Source organism: Pedobacter vanadiisoli (genome assembly GCF_042684385.1).
GTDB lineage: Bacteria > Bacteroidota > Bacteroidia > Sphingobacteriales > Sphingobacteriaceae > Pedobacter > Pedobacter vanadiisoli.
Genome location: NZ_JBHULL010000010.1, coordinates 151,311 through 169,327 on the forward strand (window position 1 = coordinate 151,311; position 18,017 = coordinate 169,327).

Sequence of the window (18,017 nt, forward strand, 5' to 3'; positions counted from 1 at the left end):
TAGGAGGTTTAAAAAAATCACCGGGTGTAATACCCGGTGCCTGGATGGTGCTACCAACCTGTATTTTGTACAATTACAGGTACTTTTTGGATTTCGCCACTTGGTATTGGCCACAAATAGTGTTTCTTTTGGAAAACCCTGTTTTCAGTTACAACTGGTGTGAAAAATCCTGGCGCGTTTTGAGTAATATTTAATCCCCTGATCTGGGTATCAGTAGTTTCTGCAATTTTCCATTCCCTCGTATAGAAATAACGATCTAACTCGAAAGCCAATTCTACTCTTCTTTCTCTACGGATGGCATCTCTCATGTCTGTTGGTACAGGCAAACCACCGTTTCCATAAACAGGGATGCCGGCTCTTGTACGGATTCTGTTTAGGTAGATTAAAATATCAGGATCAGAAGGATTTGATTCCTGCAAAGCTTCAATGTAATCCAGGTAAATTTCAGCAAGCCTGATTACGGTAAAAATTGTTCTGCCACTTGTCCAGCCGGCAACAGTTAAATGTTTTCTGGATGTATAACCTGTTTTGGTATAATCATTATTAGCGATAGCACTTTTACCTGCATTACCGTTAAACTCAAAACTGGTAACAATATTCGATGACGGATTGATCCATTTACGGCCGCTGTAGGTAATATCGGCATAAAAGCGCGGTTCGCGGTTAACATACATATTACTAATGTTTCTGCTAACCCCCTGATCATTCGGATCTGGCGCCTGATAACTTGAAGTTCCATTTGCCGAATAAGTGGGATCACTTTCTATTGGCAAACCATTTGCAGTAAAAAATGCATCGACTAACTGTTGAGATGGAGACAAGAAAGAGCCACCTTTATCTCCCCCGGAAGCACCACTATGATTAGGCGCTAATGAATATTGATAGAAAGTTACATCACCACCTCTTCCAAAAATAACCTCCGAATTCCAACCATTTAAAAACACATCCCTTGTGGCTATAAACGCCCTGTTAAATGCCGTATTTGGTAAGCCTGATGGTGTTGCCGCAACAGTATACAATGCGTAGCCAGAATAATTAGGATTGTTTAAAAATGCTTTGGCTGCTGTTGCTAATCTTGTCCACTTGGCCACATTATAGTTCTGGTTAATCAGTTGCTTTCCATCCTGATTTTTAAGATTAGCATAATCGGTATTTCCATTAAATAACGGACGTGCAGCAGTTAATAATGCTTTGATTTTATAGGCATCGGCTACAGAGGCGGTGATATGACCATAATCTTCATTAGCCTGTGGCGTAGCAGGTAACCTTTGACTAACGGCTTCCAATTCGCTCACAATGTAGTCAATACACTCATCCATCGAATTACGTGGCTTACTGATTTCAGCTAAAGGCGCATCTGAAGCAATTGGATCATTTCCTAATAACACAACAGGTCCGTATTGCCTCACTAAATAGTAATAATAAATGGCCCTTAGTGCTCTTGCCTCATTATAATAACGATTTACAATGTCAATGCCCCCAATATTACAATCGGTACATTTCGTTACATTGGCCATAAATGAACTGGCTGCCTGTATGCCACGGTAATAATTTTGCCAGTGGTAATTTACTTGCCCACTGGTTGCATCCCAGGCACCCGAATTCACATTTTCAGTAAAATTAGGTAACGTGTAGTCTGCTTCATCAGAAGCAGCTGTCCACGGGCCTATGTTCCCACTTGCAGAGGCAGAACGATCCTGATTCTGATCAGGTAATGTTGAATAAACATTGGCCAAAGCCTGGTCAACAGTTGCTTTTTTCTGATACATCTGATCGAAAGTTAACCGGTCGTCAGGTACCTGATTTAAAAATTTCTTACAGCCATAACTACCTGCAATAAGTAATGCTCCGGCCGTATATATTAATATTTTTTTCATTCCTTTTATTTTAAAAATTAGCGGTAAGACCTAAAGAATAATTAGATGTTAGCGGATATCTTGTACCGTTGTTGGTTAAAAGCTCAGGATCCCAAAGCTTGAATTTGCTTATGGTAAATACATTATAACCAGTTGCATATATCCTTAAGCGCTTAACACCTAAAGATTTAATACCATTTTTCAGGGTATAACCTAAATCCGCATTTTTCAATCTTAAGAAACTGATATCCCGTTTCCACCAGGTACTTGGCTGATAGTTATTGTTATTGGTACCTCCATAAGATAAACGTGGGTAAACTGCATCCTGACGAGGATTGGTTGTAGTCCAGCGATCGGCAGCAACGGCCAGCATATTACCCAAACCACCTGAATTGGCAAATGAGGGAATGTTTAACAAAATATCTGCATTGTCCTGCCCCTGAAAGAACAAACCAAAATCGAAGTTTTTATAGGTTAAAGAAAAACCAAAACCATAAGTGGTACTTGGCAAATCGCCTCTTCCAATTACAGTTTGATCGAATGAATCGATCTTACCATCACCATTTAAATCTTTGTACTTAATATCGCCTGGCATGAGCGTTCCAAATTGTGTCGGACTTGCATTAATTTCTGCCTGGCTATCAAATAATTTCTCGGCAATGTAACCCACACGTGTAGAAGCTAACACATTTAGGCCACGTTGTTCCATCCACGGATAAGGTTTTGGTGCCTGGTCATTTTCAATCACCTTATCTTTATTGAAAGTAAAGTTAGCCCTTAAATTAAGCGACCAGTCTTTACCAAACTGAGCATCGTACTGTAAAGTACCATCAATACCTTTATTTTCTACAATACCCAGGTTACCAATTGGGGTGTTCGCTAAACCAATATAATTTGGAACAGTACCTCTTTGTATAAACTGATCTTTTCTTCTTTCTTTAAAGAAATCGACAATTAATGATAAGTTGTTATTTAATGTTTTTAATTCAAATCCTAAATCCTGCTTGCGGGTTTCGGCCCAGGTTACATCTACGCCGTAAGCTGTTACGCCCAAACCACCTGGCGAAATGTTTCCATTTTGCCCGAAGGTATAACCACTTGCACTACCTACTTTTGTTAAATAATAGAAACGGTCGCCTTCGCTACCCGCATAACCAGAACCACTGCCACCACTACCTACTATACCATCTGAATAACGGAATTTAACCATCTGAAAGGCATTTTTAAGTGGCTCAAAAAATTTCTCGCTTGACAATAACCACCCAATACCCAATGCCGGGAAGAAACCATAACGTTTATCTGGTGCAAAGTTTTCTGAACCATTGTAACCAACATTAAACTCAAAGAAATACTTATTGTCGTAAGCATAAGTAGCACGACTGGCAATACCTTGCAGGCGATATGGAAGAGAGAGGGTTAAATTACCTGCAAATGGTGTGGTATTATCGTTTTGGTTATATAACAACAAACCGGTTACCGCATGTTTGCCAAATGTACGGTTATAGTTAATAGCGGCCTCAAAATACATTTTTTTATCACCACCATTTCCGATACTGTAGTTCAGGAAATCCTGTCCTTGCAATACCAAACCGTATTTATAACCTGAAGCAGGGTTTCCTGCAACAAGGTAAGGATCGTTGGGGTTTATCCTGTATATAGTCTCGCGCTTTGTTCTCGCTATAGAGTTGTTGTTGTTTACATCAAAAGAAAACATTGTAGTAACCGACAAACCAGGAGTTAGCTCTTTTAAATCCTGGGTTAAACGAAGATTAGAATACAACTGATTGTTATAGCCAACTCTGTAACCGTTTCTGGTAATGTCTCCATAAGGGTTACGCTGATCAGCCTGTGGGCTGATACCCGGTAAACTACCATTTGGATAAAGAACCGGGAAAGAAGTGGGGTTAATCAGGAAAGCCTGACTAAAAATATCCTGTGCCCCTAAGTTACTTGGATAGTTGCTTTGTGCCAAAATACCTTTGATACCCAAATCCATTTTAGTCGTTCCGGTAATATCCCAGTTTAAATTGGTGCTTACGTTGTAACGGCTAAAATTTTGTTTAACAGCTGAATTTACAGCTTCATCTGTTTTAAACAATCCATCCTCGCCATAATATCCTAACGAAACATAATATTTGGCATTGCTAACGCCACCTGAAAGGTTAGCAGTTGCCGATCTGTTTCTACCAAAATCATTGTAAATGGCATCAAACCAGTTCACATTTGGATAAAGAACCGGATCGGTGCCTGCTGCAGTTTTTTGAATGGCATCTATTGAATAAGCTGGTGTAAAAGCACCCGCTGCACCTCCCCTTAAATAATCAGAATATTTGGCCTCATTAGCTAAGTTCATGTAATCTACCCCATCAATCAATTGTGGTTTTTTGGTAAAACGGCTTATCCCTTCATAATACTCCACATTAATTCGCGGCGACCCGGTTTTTCCCTGTTTAGTATTAATTAAGATTACACCATTGGCACCCCGAATACCGTATACTGCCGTTGCAGCAGCATCTTTTAATACGGTGAAGTTTTCAACATCATATACGCTAATATCATTTAAATTACGGTTAGGTACCCCATCAATAATAATTAGCGGGCCTCTGTCACCTGATGTTAGCGACGATATACCACGAATGAAGATATCTGAGCCGGTTGCACCTGGCTCGCCATTTCTGGATACGTTTACCACACCTGGAATGCGACCAGCCAATAACTGGCTCATACTCGAAACCGGTTGTTTTAATTCGTCGGCCTTAACTGATGATTGCGCACCAACAAGACTTTCTTTTTTCTGCGTTCCAAATCCTACAATTGCCACTTCTTGCAGGTTAGCACCGGTTGTTTCTTTTAAACGGATATCTAACATGGTTTGCGTGCCAACAGGAATTTCCTTTGTATCGTAACCTACGTATGTTACAATTAAAATAGCATCTTGATTTGGAACCGTAATGGTGAAGGCACCATTAACATCGGCAGCAGCACTTGTAGAACTGCCCTTAACTTTTACGCCAGCTCCAGGCAGTGCCAAACCTGCCTCATCTTTAATAATACCACGAATCACAATATCTGCCCTCGATTGATTGATTGAGACCGCAGGGTTTATATTAACAGCAGCAGCATGAGCCGTGGTATAAAAACCACTGCTTAAAGCTAAAGTGAAAGCAATAGCTTTAAAAGCACAATCTTTAAACCTGAGCCTGCCTCCGGTTAAATTTGTATTTTTTTTCATCATAATTTTTTTAGTATTAACAGTATACTGTTGTTGGTTTGCTTGGTTGAAAATCTTATGGCCCATCCTTTTAGCATGGACGAATAAATTTTGATCTGTCTGATTTACGGAAGTAGATTATTGTTGCTCTTCGGGTACCTCAATTACCCTCCACTCTGATAACTGGAATAGAGAACCACCATTATTCAAAGTAATACTAAGCCTGTAATATTTGTACAATACCTTATTTTTAAAGTTGTATGTCTTGGTTAGGTTACGGCCAGAAAATGTTTCGCCTGTTCTGGTATCCAGGTCTACCCAATTGCTACCATCAGTAGAACCACTTAGTTTCCAGTTTTTAGGATCCCTGTCGGGGGCATCGCCTCCTGATGTTAAAGTATAAGATGCCACTTGTTGAGCTGATGGGAAAGTTAATTGCATGTAAAGGCTTGCCTGATAGGGATTGATCAGGAATTTTGAGTTGATATCGTTATCAACCACCTTTAGAGATCCTTCGCCGGCTGATGCGCCGCTAGGGTTTTCGATGTTCACTGTGAGCGCAGCTTTTGCCGTCACATCAACTTTGGCTTTCCAGGTAAAAAGATCCACAGCAGGGTATTCTTCTTTACCACATCCAAGAAGTAAAACCGCAGCTAAGCATAGCCCGATAGCACCCCTGGTCATTTTTAAAACATTCATAATTAATTTAGGGTTTATTAGTTAGTAAAAGTGTTACAGTTTACAGCAGCTTAATAAACAATGCAGCTCATTGATTACAGGGAAAGCAAATTGTACAATAGTTTAACTGCATTCCAATCCCATCAGCCTTGGCAAGAACTCATTTCTATTATCTGCTTATTTTTTGACCTATAATGCCTGTTATTTAGATTCGTATTGTATACGAAATGCTCTTTGGCATTTACCATAGTTAAACTTTAGCCTTCTTTTCAGCACTTGAAATACAATGCCTGCCGGTTCATGGCTAAAGTTGGTTTAGTCGGTTTTTTGTTTGGTATTATTGGTTGTTTTAGTTTGGTTGTTTGTTTTTCGCCGAGAACGATAAATATTGATTAGTGGTGTAAAATTTTCTTCGTATAGGAACTCCTTTGCTTTTTAATGAATAATTAATGATTTAGCATTACTAAAACGTTTTAGTTTATTTTCATAAAAAAAAGCTTCAATGCTATTAAAACTTCTTTCGAGAGGCCGTTAAAAGATTGAATGCCAGTATGAAACAACCCTAAAAACAAAACTAAAACGTTTAACTAAACAAGTATAAGCATATTATTACAATTCCAAAATTATTTTTGCATTTTTTTGAACAAAAAGCGTTAAAAAAATGTGTTTCATCAGTTATTTAGTATTGATAGGCAACCTGAAACACCGATATTATATGCCTGTCTTGAAATCAGAGAGAAAAATTAACTACAGCATTGATAAAAAATCATTAATCCTGTAGTTAAAATCAAATTAGTTTTTTTACACCAGAAGCTTAAATTAAGTTTAAATCGCAGCAACTTGCAGCACCAATAAGGGCGGCGTGTTCTTTCAGTTCGGATATTTTTATTTCCGTTTCAATGCCATTTCCTTTAAGTGTAGCGATAAGTTCTGGTGCAAAGGCATTAAAAGATTGTGCAATGTTGCCACCAATAATTACGGTATCAATTTTATGCTGTCCGATAATCGGGATTAAAAACTTTGCAAGGTTGTTACCAAACTCCATAAAAACCATGGTTGCATGATGGTCGGTTTCCACAATTTCGACCAACTCTTTAACCCCTGCCACCACTTTACCGCTAAGCTGGTTAAAACGTTTTACGAACCAGCGCGTAGATAAATAATCTTCAGCTATTCCATCTAAAAATTCCGAGTTCCAAAGAGCAGCATCAAAAGTTTTGTGGTTGAGGCAAAGTGAAGAACCAAGTCCAGTACCTAATGTGAGGCCCAATACATTGGCATTTCCTTTGGCAGCACCGGCAAAAACCTCACCTTGTAAGAAACCTGCTGCATCATTTATAAAGTGAATATGCGCTGTAGGGATATCCAACCTTTTAGACAATTCTTCTTTAACATTGATCTGGTAAAGTGCCTTAAATTTATCCTGATCTTTAATTAACGAAATGCCCTCACTATAATTAAAAGGGCCAGGCATGGCAATCCCAACATTCCGGGCACCGTTTCCCATATTTTTAAAAGCCTTATCAATAATATCGCACCATGCTGATAAAATTACTTCTTTACTCTCCTGCGAATCCACAGGGCTACGCTTGATAGAATCTTTCATCAATGTTCTTGTTTCCAAATCTACCAATGCGGCCGTAATATGCGAGCCGCCAATATCTACACCTAATGCAACAGGCTTTTCCATTCTATATTTTCAGTTATTTGTTCTTCCTACTTCTAATAATTTTGCAAAAGTAGCAATTCATTTCTATTTGCTAAGTGAAAACGGCCTCTCTTAAGCCATCACTCCCCTATTTAACGAATGTTTAACATTCATTTTCAGTTTTATTCTCTCTCCTTTCAAAAAATCGCAATAATTAATGAAGTTTTGGTGAATTTTTTGCCATTTTTAAATGCCAAGCCTTAGAACATAGGAGAATCTGAAACGATATTGCTTTTATTTTCTCAGGTTCTGCAGGATTTAATGGCTTAGTTAAACTGAATTACAAAATAGCTTCTGTAACCGCTTTTACCCTCCGTCAACATGATTTTGGCAGCTCCAAGGTTGTGACTAAATTTTGTTTCGCACTTGTTTCCATCAACCACCGGTTCTTCAACCAGCGGCATTAAGAAATACCCATAATCTCTGACTAGCAAGTTACATTGGTTTGCTTGCAGAAACCCCTTATTTGACATTTAAACTATTGGAATATTTAAGAAAACCAGCATTATTTACAGCTGTATATTGCAGCCTAATGCTGGTTTTATCGGTTTTTATTTAATCCCCCATTTATCGGCCAGCATTTTAATAAAATAGCCTCCCACTACGCTCCTGGCCTGGAAACCTGTCATTTTGCCATTTGTGGTTTCGTGCCAATCGCTCAAAGGCACCTTGCTTTCCGTTTCCGTAGCATAACGATATACCGGACTTATAAATTTCCCGAAATCGGCATCATTATCGGCCAGGGTAGCTGTCCACATAATCCAATCCGATTTGGTATAAGTTCTGCGGCTATCTAAGGGTAAGCCAAAATCTTTTTGTTTGGTTAAGTAGAAATTGATTTCCTTTTTGTAAACCTCTTTCGGAAAGAGATCGAGTTTTAAAAGCTTATCCCAAACCAGGTTGTATTTCTGGCTCCAGGTATTTTTATCGTTAAAGGTTAAGGCATAATGGTCGCCATCATCGGCCATTTTCATCCAGTTCTGAGCCATTTGCAAAGCTGCAGTTCTGTATTTACCGGCTACATCGGTTTTACCCAGTTGCTGTGCCATTTGCGCATAAGCACCCAATGCAACAATTGCTTTAACTGATAAGTTTGCATTGCGGGCCAAATGACCTGCAAAATCGTCGGTACAAAGCTGGTTTGCAGGATCAAACCCCTCTTTTAATAAATAATTGGCCCAAACTGACATCACCTCCCAATGCTTTTCAGCATATTTTGCATGGCCTTCAGCTTTGCTAATGGCTGCAGTTAAAATAATCATGTTGCCCGCTTCTTCAACCGGCATATCTTCTCCATAGGTTTGCCCGTTAGCCAAAGGGTATGTACCCAGATCATGCGCGGCAAAAGGTTTTTTCCATTTACCACTTTCGGAATAATAGAAAATTCCATTCAGCATACCTTTTAACAATTCGGGGTTATAAATCAAAAATTGTGGCGCTGAAGGATAGGTAACATCTACCGTATTGATTGAGCCATTGCTGAAATTTTCTTTAGATAAGAAAAGGATATCGCCATTTGGTGCATAAACAATTTTATGGGCCGCAATGGCCTGCCTGTAGGCCAGTTTACATAAATCGGCATATGCTGCACCGCCTGCTTTTTTCGCATCGGCATATAATTTAGCATCAAATGTTGCACATTCGGCTTTTAGTGCCGGGTATTGTGCTGCGGCTTCTGCAAGTTGATCTTCAAAGTGCTGTCCACCTGCATGTCGCCACACCGGTAACAATTTTTCGCCAAAGTATTCTATCGATTCCAGATCATCGTAACCCAGCATTACATATTTCTCTACCGCAGCAGCAGAAACTTTACCAAAAGGAATCACACTGCACAGGCTTAAGTTTTTGGTATTTAATACCTGCGTTTGGGCAGGGTACCTTGCCGAACGTAAAGCTTTGAGGCTTTCGTTTGGTGTACCAATAAATTGAGTAGCCTTAAATTTTGCGGGAGCGGCAACATAAAGGTAGCCCCAATCGATACGAAGGTCATCGCCACGTTTTTTCAATACAGGTTGCGCTACGGTACCGGTTTTCAATAAAGATAAATTGTTACGGGTACTTTTCCAGGCCGAAACAGGTTGCGTAGGATTGTTTACCGCAATGTTCGATGATGCACTAAAATAAACATCAACCTGGTGTGTTTTACCATCAGTAGCATTTACCGCATAGCTGATGTAACTAATGGGGCGGGCGGTTAGTTTAATATTCGCAGCTAATAGCGGGGAGGTAAAACTGACCTTTAAATTTACCGGGCCACAGCTAAAAGTATATTGTGTACTGGTAGCCTGAATGTTTACATTCGTTTGTTTGGCGATATCAGTGTTAATCCCTGTTGCTTCTTCTTCAACAATACCTGCATCTAAATGCCGGCCACCTGCGGTATTTTTAACATAGATAGCCAATACATTTTTGCCTTTTTGCAGTACCCCATTTTCAATCGGAAGGTAAACATAATCAGAAACCCATCCGTTTTTATTGTAAATCACCTTACCATTTAAGTACACGATTACGTTATCATCGTGATTAAGTTTTAAATATTTTTTAGTAGCAGAAATCGTGTTCAGATTGAAAGTACGACGGAAATAAAGATCGTTACTGGTCCATTTTGTTTTTGTGCGATCATCATCGCCAAAGGGTGCCTCAGCTTTTTTCCAGCCAGCATCGTTAAAAGCATTGCTTTCCCACCCTTCTTGTGGTTGATCAAAACTATAGCTTGCCTGGTATTTGGATTCGTCGGCAGCCGGTAGTATGGTTTTAAAGGTTTTGCCTTCCTTGCCTAAGAAGCGGTATAATTTTCCATCAACTTTGATCACTCCCAATAGCGATTGCTCTTTACCGGTCCAGTGTTTGGTAGCAGAATTGGTAAGGCCATCGCCAAAAGACCAAATGCTGAAATAAGCATCGTGTGTGATTAAAGGATAGGCAGGGGCTTTATCCTGTGCGTTAACAATTAAATTAAGAAACAGGTAAAATGTTAATAAGGAAAGTTTTCTCATGATTAATATTTGGTTTCATTATGTTTGATCAAAAACATCTTACCGATTTATCAGCCAAAAATCTTCTGCCAGACCTAGATAAAAGGTGGAAGATGATACTGGTTAAAAAATGGATTTGCTTCTGAAAGCTCAAAACAAAAGTAAAACGTTTTAGTATACCAATATTAGTAAAAAAAGACAAATTCAATCGTGTTAATCAGTAACTTATAGGTTACAAACAACTTGATTTAGAAAGCACAAAAAAAGGTGCCCAAATTGAGCACCTTTTTCGGTTTTAGTTATAACCAGGGTTTTGAGTTAAATTCCCGTTCAAACTACGTTGAACCTGAGGAATTGGATAAAGTGCTTTCGTAGCAACCGTTGGTGTGTGGTCCCACCAGCTGCCGGTAGTAAATTTTCCAAAACGGATAAGATCATCTCTTCTCATTCCTTCGAAAATAAATTCTCTTCCTCTTTCAGCTAACAACTCATCAAGTGTTAACGATGCCGTAGTATAGGCACGTGTAGCAAAATCAGCATCGCTGAATGCACGTTTTTTACAATCGTTAATTAACTGTACAGCTTCTGCCGTGGCTACTCCCCCATTCTTGCGCATAATTGCTTCTGCCTTGGCGAAATAAATCATGGTTAAACGGTAGATATTCCAGTCGCCATTGTTGTAATTCGGGTCAATAGCCGGCACACCACCCGGACCGGCAAACTGGTTACCCAATTTATATTTGTTAAAACGAACACCCGAGTTTTCTTCACCTTCGCTCATGTTACTCACCGTAGAACCCGTTTTGTTTTTACGGATATTATCGACAAATACCAATTGAGATCCGTTATATTCTTCAGATGCCAGAACCGGTTGAGTTGGATCAACAAACTGAAACATCGGACCTTCTAAAAGCCAAGTTCTTTTTCTTAAATCAGCATCTTCGTAAGTGGTAAAAACGCCCGGTATTAACACAATACCATCGTTACCATTTCTACCACCGCCATAAATTTGCTGTTGTTTAAAATGGTAGAATTCGCCTGGCCATGATGGCTGGAAGTTAGCTATACTATAGTTATAGGCAATAGAGAAAATAACCTCTTTAGATAAATCGTTAGTGGTTTTAAACTGATCTGTGATGTTCGGATCAAGTGCCATTACACCATTCTGTGCACCAGCTTCGCCTGAAATTAATTTATTGGCTGCAGCAATACAATCATCCCAACGTGGTGTTCCGGTCCAAACCTCGGCATTTAAGTAAAGTTCTACCAACATAGCATAACCACCGGCCTGGCTCATACGCCCCAGCATACCGCGCGAAAGTTTAGGTGCTTTATCGATGTTCGATTTAATCTCTGATTCGATAAAATCAAATACTTCTTTACGAGATTTTGTTGCCGGTTTTGCAGGAATACCTACCTGTGTAACCACCGGAATATTACCGAACAAATCCATTAATTTTAAATAGTGGAACGCTCTTAATAACTTCAATTCGGCAATAAAGGCATCTTTTTCAACTTGCGTAAGTCCCATCTGGCCGATATCGCGTTTTTCGATATTTTCAATCGGGTCATTACACAAGCCCATACCCCAGAACATTAAAGACCAGGCATTGTTAATTCCACCTTCGTCAGTAGTCCAGGTATGGTAGTGCAATCTTTTCCATTTGCCGCCATCTTCACCATGGCGGCCTTTTGTTGGCCAGGCCAGCTGATCGCCAGAAAGCTCAGCTAAACGCCACCAGCCATCCTGACCGGAAGGAGTAACCCATGCATTGGCGTGGGTGTATGGCCTTAACACGGCCGATAAAACCTCAGTTTTATTATTATAAAAATTATCTGTTAATAACTGATCGTATGCGTTTTCATCCAGTTTTGTACAAGCACTTGTAATACTCAGTATACCTGCAAGCACACCATATATGATTGATTTATTTTTCATTTTATTATTCTTTAAAATCCAACATTTAATCCAAACAAGAAAGAACGGGTACTTGGATATGCCCCACTGTTATCTACACCTGGTCCGGTACCGTTATCGGCAATAAAATCAGGATCGCTACCGGTGTAACCAGTAATGGTGGCTAAGTTTTGTCCGGTTGCATAAATGCGCATGTTTCTAATTAATTTGGTTTTTAATTTAAAGTTGTAACCAATGGTTACCTCATCCAACTTAACATAGCTTCCTTTTTCCAAATAGTAGTCTGAATACATATAGGTATCATTGATTTGGCTGTATTTATCGAAGGTGCTGGTTAAGAGGTTACCAGACCAGGTTTTGTTTGCATAAGAAAGTGCATTTCTGTTTAAGATATCGTAATCGAATTTGCCTCTTAAGAAAACACGTAAATCAAATTGTTTATACCTGAAATTATGTGCCATTGATGCGTAATACTTAGGAATGGCATTACCAATCATTTGTAAATCTGTTACATTTTTATCTCTTGAATTATTGATCTGTGCATTTGGTACAGCCTGGCCATTTCTGTTGTAGAATAACCATTTACCATCAGAAGTAAAACCTGCGAATTTTTTACCCCAGAATTCGCCCAAAGCACCACCTTCGTAAGTTACAATTGCATCACCTAATGCACCAGCACCACCAATTCCGCCAAAGGTTTTGTATAAAATTTTATACTCATCGTTTGAATAAGAATCTAAAGTATTTCTTAATGTACTAGCCGTTGCATCAATATCCCAACTGAAATCTTTTGTTCTGAATGCCGCATAACTTAATGCCAACTCAATACCTTTTGACGAAATTGTACCTACGTTGGTATAAATAGAACTTTGAACAAACGGAGGTTGAGGAGAGGTATAAGTATCCAATAAATCTTTAGTAGTACGTTTAAACAAGTCTATTGATCCTGATAGCTTACTTTTCAACACGCTAAATTCAAGACCAATGTTAGTTTCCCTTTTGGTTTCCCATTTCAGGTTTGGATTGGGGTTCCGGTTTGGACCATAAGTTTCAAGATACTGGCCATCCGGGTATAAATACCTACCCCCGCCACCAAGGGTTACCCTCGATGCGTTGTTTGAGAAACCACTGTTACCCGTTTCACCGTAACCCACTCTTAACTTTAAGTTATTTACCCAGTTAATGTTTCTCATGAAATCTTCCTGAGTAACGTTCCATGCTGCCGAAACTGCCGGGAAATTACCCCATTTGTTATTGGCACCGAAGCGTGATGAACCTTCTCTTCTTAAAATAGCGGTTAACAAATATTTACCATCGTAGTTATAGTTGATCCTTCCAAAGAAAGCGATTAGGGTGTTATCGTTTTTACCACTGCTCATCGAAGCTTTACCTACGCCCAGAGCAGCACCCTGACCTAAGTTATCTTCGTGAAATAAGTCGTTAATGAATCCACGGTTGGATGCACTTGAGCTTTCCTCCATGAAATAACGATAGCTATAACCTACTAAAGCGTTTAAATTGTGCTTTGATGCGATGGTTTTGCTGTATTGCAAAGTTGGCTCTACTGCCCATGCCTGCGATAGGTAATCGCCTTTATAAGCATAACCACCACCTGGAAAATCAGTGTTTTCTACAGAGTTTTCACTGGCTTTCAGGCGATATTGTCCGTCGTAACGGTTATCACGGGTTACCGAACCAAAAATAGAAGCTTTTAAACCTTCAACAATGTCTAAATCGGCTTTCACATCTGCCGAGCTGGTTTGTTGTTTACGATAAGATGTTTCCTGGAACAAACGGGCGAACTCGTTGGTACTGGTTAAATCGAAACGATAAGTTCCGTCAGGGTTATAGTTAGATAAAGTAGGATTTTTGGTTTGCTCGCTTTCCCAGCCACCACCACCAAGGAGGTTGGCCCTGTTAAAGTTGGTTACCAAATTGGCCTGAATTTTTAACCTGTTATCTAAACCGGTTTGGTTGATGTTAAACCTTAATGTATACTCTTCGCGGCTGTTTTCTTTAGCAATACCCTGTAAATCGCGGTAGTTGATACTGGCCCTGTAGCTGGTTTTATCGGTACCTCCGCTAAAGTTTAAGTTATGGTTTTGAGTCAGGTTGTCATGATTAATTAACTGATCAACGAAATTGGTTTCACTTCCGAAGTTTTGTTGCTTAATCTCGCCCGATGCAATTTTTTCCTTATACTGAGCTGGTGTTAGAAAATCTAACCATTGGTTATAATATTCTTTTCGTGCATAACCCGAATAGTTAAATTGCGGAGGTCCGGCTTTACCTTTTTTAGTGGTAATTAAAATTACACCTGCATTGGCACTGGAACCGTAGATTGCAGCAGCTGAACCATCTTTTAATACGTCTATTGATTCAATATCGTCTTGTTGCAATAAATCTGGGTTACCACCAGGAATTCCATCAATTACAAATAAGGGGCTCGAGCTTCCGGTTACGGTAACCACACCACGAAGCTGCACACTAACACCGGAGTTCGGGTTAGAACCACTACGGGTAATGTTTAAGCCTGCTACCTTACCCTGGATCAGATCCAGCGCATTTCTTGAACCACTTTGCCTGAAATCCTCAGATCCGACGTGCGCAACTGCTGACGTTACTTCTTTTTGCAATTGTGTACCGTAACCAACAGCAACAACAGTTACTTCCTCTAAATTGGTATTTTTAGAGACAGCAAGTTTTACATTAATGACCGACGACTCTCCCACAGTGATATTCTGTGTTTCGTAACCGATGTAGGTAAAACGAAGCACTTGCCCGGCACTGGCTTCGATCACAAATTTTCCGGCAACATCGGTTACAGTTGTTTTACCCGTACTTTGATTTTTAATTCCGGCACCTGGAACTGGCTGGCCATTTTCGTCGATCACCGTTCCGGTTACATTTTTTTGCACCTGAACGCGCCCGCCGGGCACGTTTCTATTCAAGAACCTCCGTGTACCTTCCCACTCCGGATTCATTGAAAACGCAGGACTGTTCAGCAACACAATGGCAGCAGACAGTCCCGTAATTTTGAGTAAATTAATTTTCATTAACGGTTTTGTTTTAATTATAAATGATTAGTTATTGTTTCTGGTTTTTTATCTGAAAAGCAATGGCCTGACCTTGTTAGTACCTGATATCCATTGTTTTATCGTTGTTAAGGTTTAGCTGGATCACAACAGAAGATCCCGGAGATAAGATCCATTTCTGAAGTTGATGCAATCCGTTAACAATCAGTCGGGGAACTGCCATAATGCTCATAAAATTATATTGGTAAGGCTAAAACGTTTTAGCAAATCAATAATAAAAATTATAAATTATAATAAAACGTTTTAGTAAGTAAAAAATTTATGACAAATGGCTAAGAGTGGGCTTTTTAGTCTCTAAGCACTAAACGGGAAGGGATAATTACTTCTTCAGCTGGTAATTTACTTTTTGTAGAAAGCTGGCTTAAAATGAGTTTAATAATGGTTTCGGCTATTTCTTCGAGGGGTTGTTGAATAGCAGAAATACGGGGAGTATGCAATTCGAATGCTTCATGATCATCATAGGCAATCACGCCAAAATCATCTCCTACTGCTTTATTGATCTGTTTTAACACTTTTAGGCCACTGATTGCCAGGTAATTGGTTGCAAAAAGCACAGCATCTATCTGTTTATGCTGAAGTAACTCCTTAATCTGTGCAATGGTTTCGCCTTCTTCCTGGTTAAAATGTATTTTAAGCACAAGGCTTTCATCGTACTTGATTCCATTATCCTCAAGGGCTTTTTTATAACCATCGTAACGCTCAACAATCTGCTCAACATTAATATCGGTGGTAACCAAAGCTATATTCTTTTTACCCTGATCGATGAAATTCTGTATGGATTGGTACGAGGCATTAAAATGATCGGCTCCAACGTAACTGACATTAACCTCCGGCAAATTCCTGTCGAACAGGATTACGGGGTTTCCATCATCCAGGAGCATTTGAATATCTTCTTCTATTCCTTTTATTGGAGAAATGATATAGGCATCAACCTTTCGCGATTTAAACATGTTGATCAGTTCTTTCGCTTTGTCGACACTATTTTCTGTACTGGAATAAATAATTTTATATCCTTTTTTGTAGGCTTTATCTTCTATTAACCGTGCAATTCTGGAGAAGAACGAATTGGAGATATCTTCGATAATTAAACCGATAATGTTGGAATTACCGGTCCTTAAACTTCTTGCAATCTGATTAGGCTTATAACCGCTTTCTTCAATGATTTTTTCAACTTTCTCTATTACTGCATCGCTTATCGATTTATCTTTTGCTTTACCGTTGATGATGAACGAAACGGTTGTAATAGATACATTTGCTTTTATGGCTATGTCTTTGATAGAAAGCGATTTCATTGGCTTGAATTTCTTTTGATTTAATCGATTTAAAGTTAAATAAAAATTACAGCTTTAAATTTTAACACTATAAAGTGCAATTTAACATTTTTTATATTAATCGTCTTAGAAACGTTTATTAATACTGATAGAATTGAATGTTTAGCGCAGGTAGGCTATAATTAAACTGGCTGTTTTGGCCGAAGCACCAGGTTCTCCCATCAATAAAAGCAATTCGCCGTAATGTTTCAACATCTCACTCCTGCCTTCGCCACTTAAAATAATTTTAAGTTCCTCGCTTAACTTTTTGGGATTACAATCTTCCTGAATCAGTTCTGTTACGATCTTTCTGTTTACGATCAGGTTAACCAAAGAGATGAACTTAATTTTAACCAGCATCCTGGCTATTGCTATCGAAATGGTACCTCCTTTATATACCACCACCTGCGGCACTTTAAACAGTGCTGTTTCCAGCGTGGCCGTTCCCGAAGCCACAATGGCTGCATGGGCATGATGCAATAAATTATAGGTATTGTTAAAAAGAAGTTTAACTTTTTTACCTCCGGTAAACTGATCGTAATAAGACTGGCTAAAAGTTGGAGCTGCTGCAATAGCAAAAATATAATCAGGATAATTTTCCGTTACGCTCAACATTACCGGTAGTAAACGTTCTATTTCCTGTTTGCGGCTACCGGGCAAGAGGGCAATAATTTTTTCATCTCCAAATTGGTTGTCTTCACTAAAGTTTACATCGGGTGTAAACTGTGCAATTTCATCCAAAAGCGGATTGCCTACATAATCTACCTTCATGCCCCATTCCTTGTAAAAATCGACTTCGAAGGGCAGAATACAGAACATGTAGTCGACAATTCTTTTTATTTTGAGCACCCTTTTCTGGTTCCAAGCCCAAACTTTGGGTGAAATATAATAACATACCTTGATGCCTTCGGATTTTGCAAATTCAGCTATTTTTAAGTTAAAGCCAGGGAAATCGATCAAAATCAATGCATCAGGCTTCCATTTTATAAGGTCTTCTTTACAGGCTTTAAGGTTTCTAAAAATAGTTCTTAAATTTAAAAGCACCTCTGTAAACCCCATAAAAGCCATGTCGGCATAGTGTTTAACCAACTCTCCGCCTTCGGCCTGCATTTTATCTCCGCCGAAATACCTGAACGCAGCTTCGCCATCTTCCTTTTTTAAGGCTTTCATTAAATTGGCTCCGTGTAAATCGCCCGAGGCTTCTCCGGCTACGAGGTAATATTTCATAATTTGTCAGGTATGATGTAGATGTCCTCTGGAAGGTAT

General features: G+C 39.2%; 10 protein-coding genes. All 10 read right to left on the reverse strand.

Annotated elements, in window-relative coordinates; translation table 11 throughout:
• Window positions 1-50: 50 nt before the first annotated feature.
• The 10 genes from ACFSR6_RS13820 to lpxB all read right to left on the reverse strand — a co-directional run bounded on the left by ACFSR6_RS13820 (window position 51) and on the right by lpxB (window position 17,978).
• Window positions 51-1,877: a RagB/SusD family nutrient uptake outer membrane protein gene (locus ACFSR6_RS13820; RefSeq protein ID WP_379079875.1), complete on the reverse strand. Its 1,827-nt coding sequence runs from the start codon at window positions 1,875-1,877 to the stop codon at window positions 51-53.
• A 10-nt stretch (window positions 1,878-1,887) separates the two neighbouring features.
• On the reverse strand, window positions 1,888-5,088 hold the full coding sequence (locus ACFSR6_RS13825; RefSeq protein WP_379079877.1) for a SusC/RagA family TonB-linked outer membrane protein: 3,201 nt from the start codon (window positions 5,086-5,088) through the stop codon (window positions 1,888-1,890).
• Window positions 5,089-5,205: 117 nt separating this feature from the next.
• A complete protein-coding gene (locus ACFSR6_RS13830) occupies window positions 5,206-5,766 on the reverse strand; it encodes a discoidin domain-containing protein (RefSeq protein WP_379079879.1) in 561 nt (186 codons plus the stop codon).
• A 793-nt stretch (window positions 5,767-6,559) separates the two neighbouring features.
• Complete coding sequence (locus ACFSR6_RS13835; protein ID WP_379079881.1) at window positions 6,560-7,435, reverse strand: ROK family protein; 876 nt, start codon at window positions 7,433-7,435, stop codon at window positions 6,560-6,562.
• A gap of 569 nt (window positions 7,436-8,004) precedes the next feature.
• Window positions 8,005-10,449, reverse strand: coding sequence for a glutaminase family protein (locus ACFSR6_RS13840; RefSeq protein WP_379079883.1), 2,445 nt, complete (start codon window positions 10,447-10,449; stop codon window positions 8,005-8,007).
• Window positions 10,450-10,723: 274 nt separating this feature from the next.
• A complete protein-coding gene (locus ACFSR6_RS13845) occupies window positions 10,724-12,367 on the reverse strand; it encodes a RagB/SusD family nutrient uptake outer membrane protein (protein WP_379079885.1) in 1,644 nt (547 codons plus the stop codon).
• Window positions 12,368-12,378: 11 nt separating this feature from the next.
• Entirely contained in the window at window positions 12,379-15,402 is a 3,024-nt protein-coding gene (locus ACFSR6_RS13850; protein ID WP_379079887.1) for a SusC/RagA family TonB-linked outer membrane protein, read from the reverse strand.
• A gap of 76 nt (window positions 15,403-15,478) precedes the next feature.
• Entirely contained in the window at window positions 15,479-15,613 is a 135-nt protein-coding gene (locus ACFSR6_RS13855) for a hypothetical protein (protein WP_379079889.1), read from the reverse strand.
• Between the two features lie 115 nt (window positions 15,614-15,728).
• Entirely contained in the window at window positions 15,729-16,733 is a 1,005-nt protein-coding gene (locus ACFSR6_RS13860; RefSeq protein ID WP_379079891.1) for a LacI family DNA-binding transcriptional regulator, read from the reverse strand.
• 141 nt (window positions 16,734-16,874) lie between these two features.
• Window positions 16,875-17,978 carry a lipid-A-disaccharide synthase gene (lpxB, locus tag ACFSR6_RS13865; protein WP_379079893.1) on the reverse strand — a complete coding sequence of 368 codons (1,104 nt, stop codon included), beginning with the start codon at window positions 17,976-17,978 and terminating at the stop codon, window positions 16,875-16,877.
• Window positions 17,979-18,017 lie beyond the last annotated feature (39 nt).

Coding starts and splice junctions, on each gene's coding strand:
- ACFSR6_RS13825 (WP_379079877.1), bottom strand. CDS start 5,088: ATGAAAAAAAATACAAATTTAACCGGAGGCAGGCTCAGGTTTAAAGAT.
- ACFSR6_RS13820 (WP_379079875.1), bottom strand. CDS start 1,877: ATGAAAAAAATATTAATATATACGGCCGGAGCATTACTTATTGCAGGT.
- ACFSR6_RS13845 (WP_379079885.1), bottom strand. CDS start 12,367: ATGAAAAATAAATCAATCATATATGGTGTGCTTGCAGGTATACTGAGT.
- ACFSR6_RS13860 (WP_379079891.1), bottom strand. CDS start 16,733: ATGAAATCGCTTTCTATCAAAGACATAGCCATAAAAGCAAATGTATCT.
- ACFSR6_RS13850 (WP_379079887.1), bottom strand. CDS start 15,402: ATGAAAATTAATTTACTCAAAATTACGGGACTGTCTGCTGCCATTGTG.
- ACFSR6_RS13855 (WP_379079889.1), bottom strand. CDS start 15,613: ATGAGCATTATGGCAGTTCCCCGACTGATTGTTAACGGATTGCATCAA.
- lpxB (WP_379079893.1), bottom strand. CDS start 17,978: ATGAAATATTACCTCGTAGCCGGAGAAGCCTCGGGCGATTTACACGGA.
- ACFSR6_RS13830 (WP_379079879.1), bottom strand. CDS start 5,766: ATGAATGTTTTAAAAATGACCAGGGGTGCTATCGGGCTATGCTTAGCT.
- ACFSR6_RS13835 (WP_379079881.1), bottom strand. CDS start 7,435: ATGGAAAAGCCTGTTGCATTAGGTGTAGATATTGGCGGCTCGCATATT.
- ACFSR6_RS13840 (WP_379079883.1), bottom strand. CDS start 10,449: ATGAGAAAACTTTCCTTATTAACATTTTACCTGTTTCTTAATTTAATT.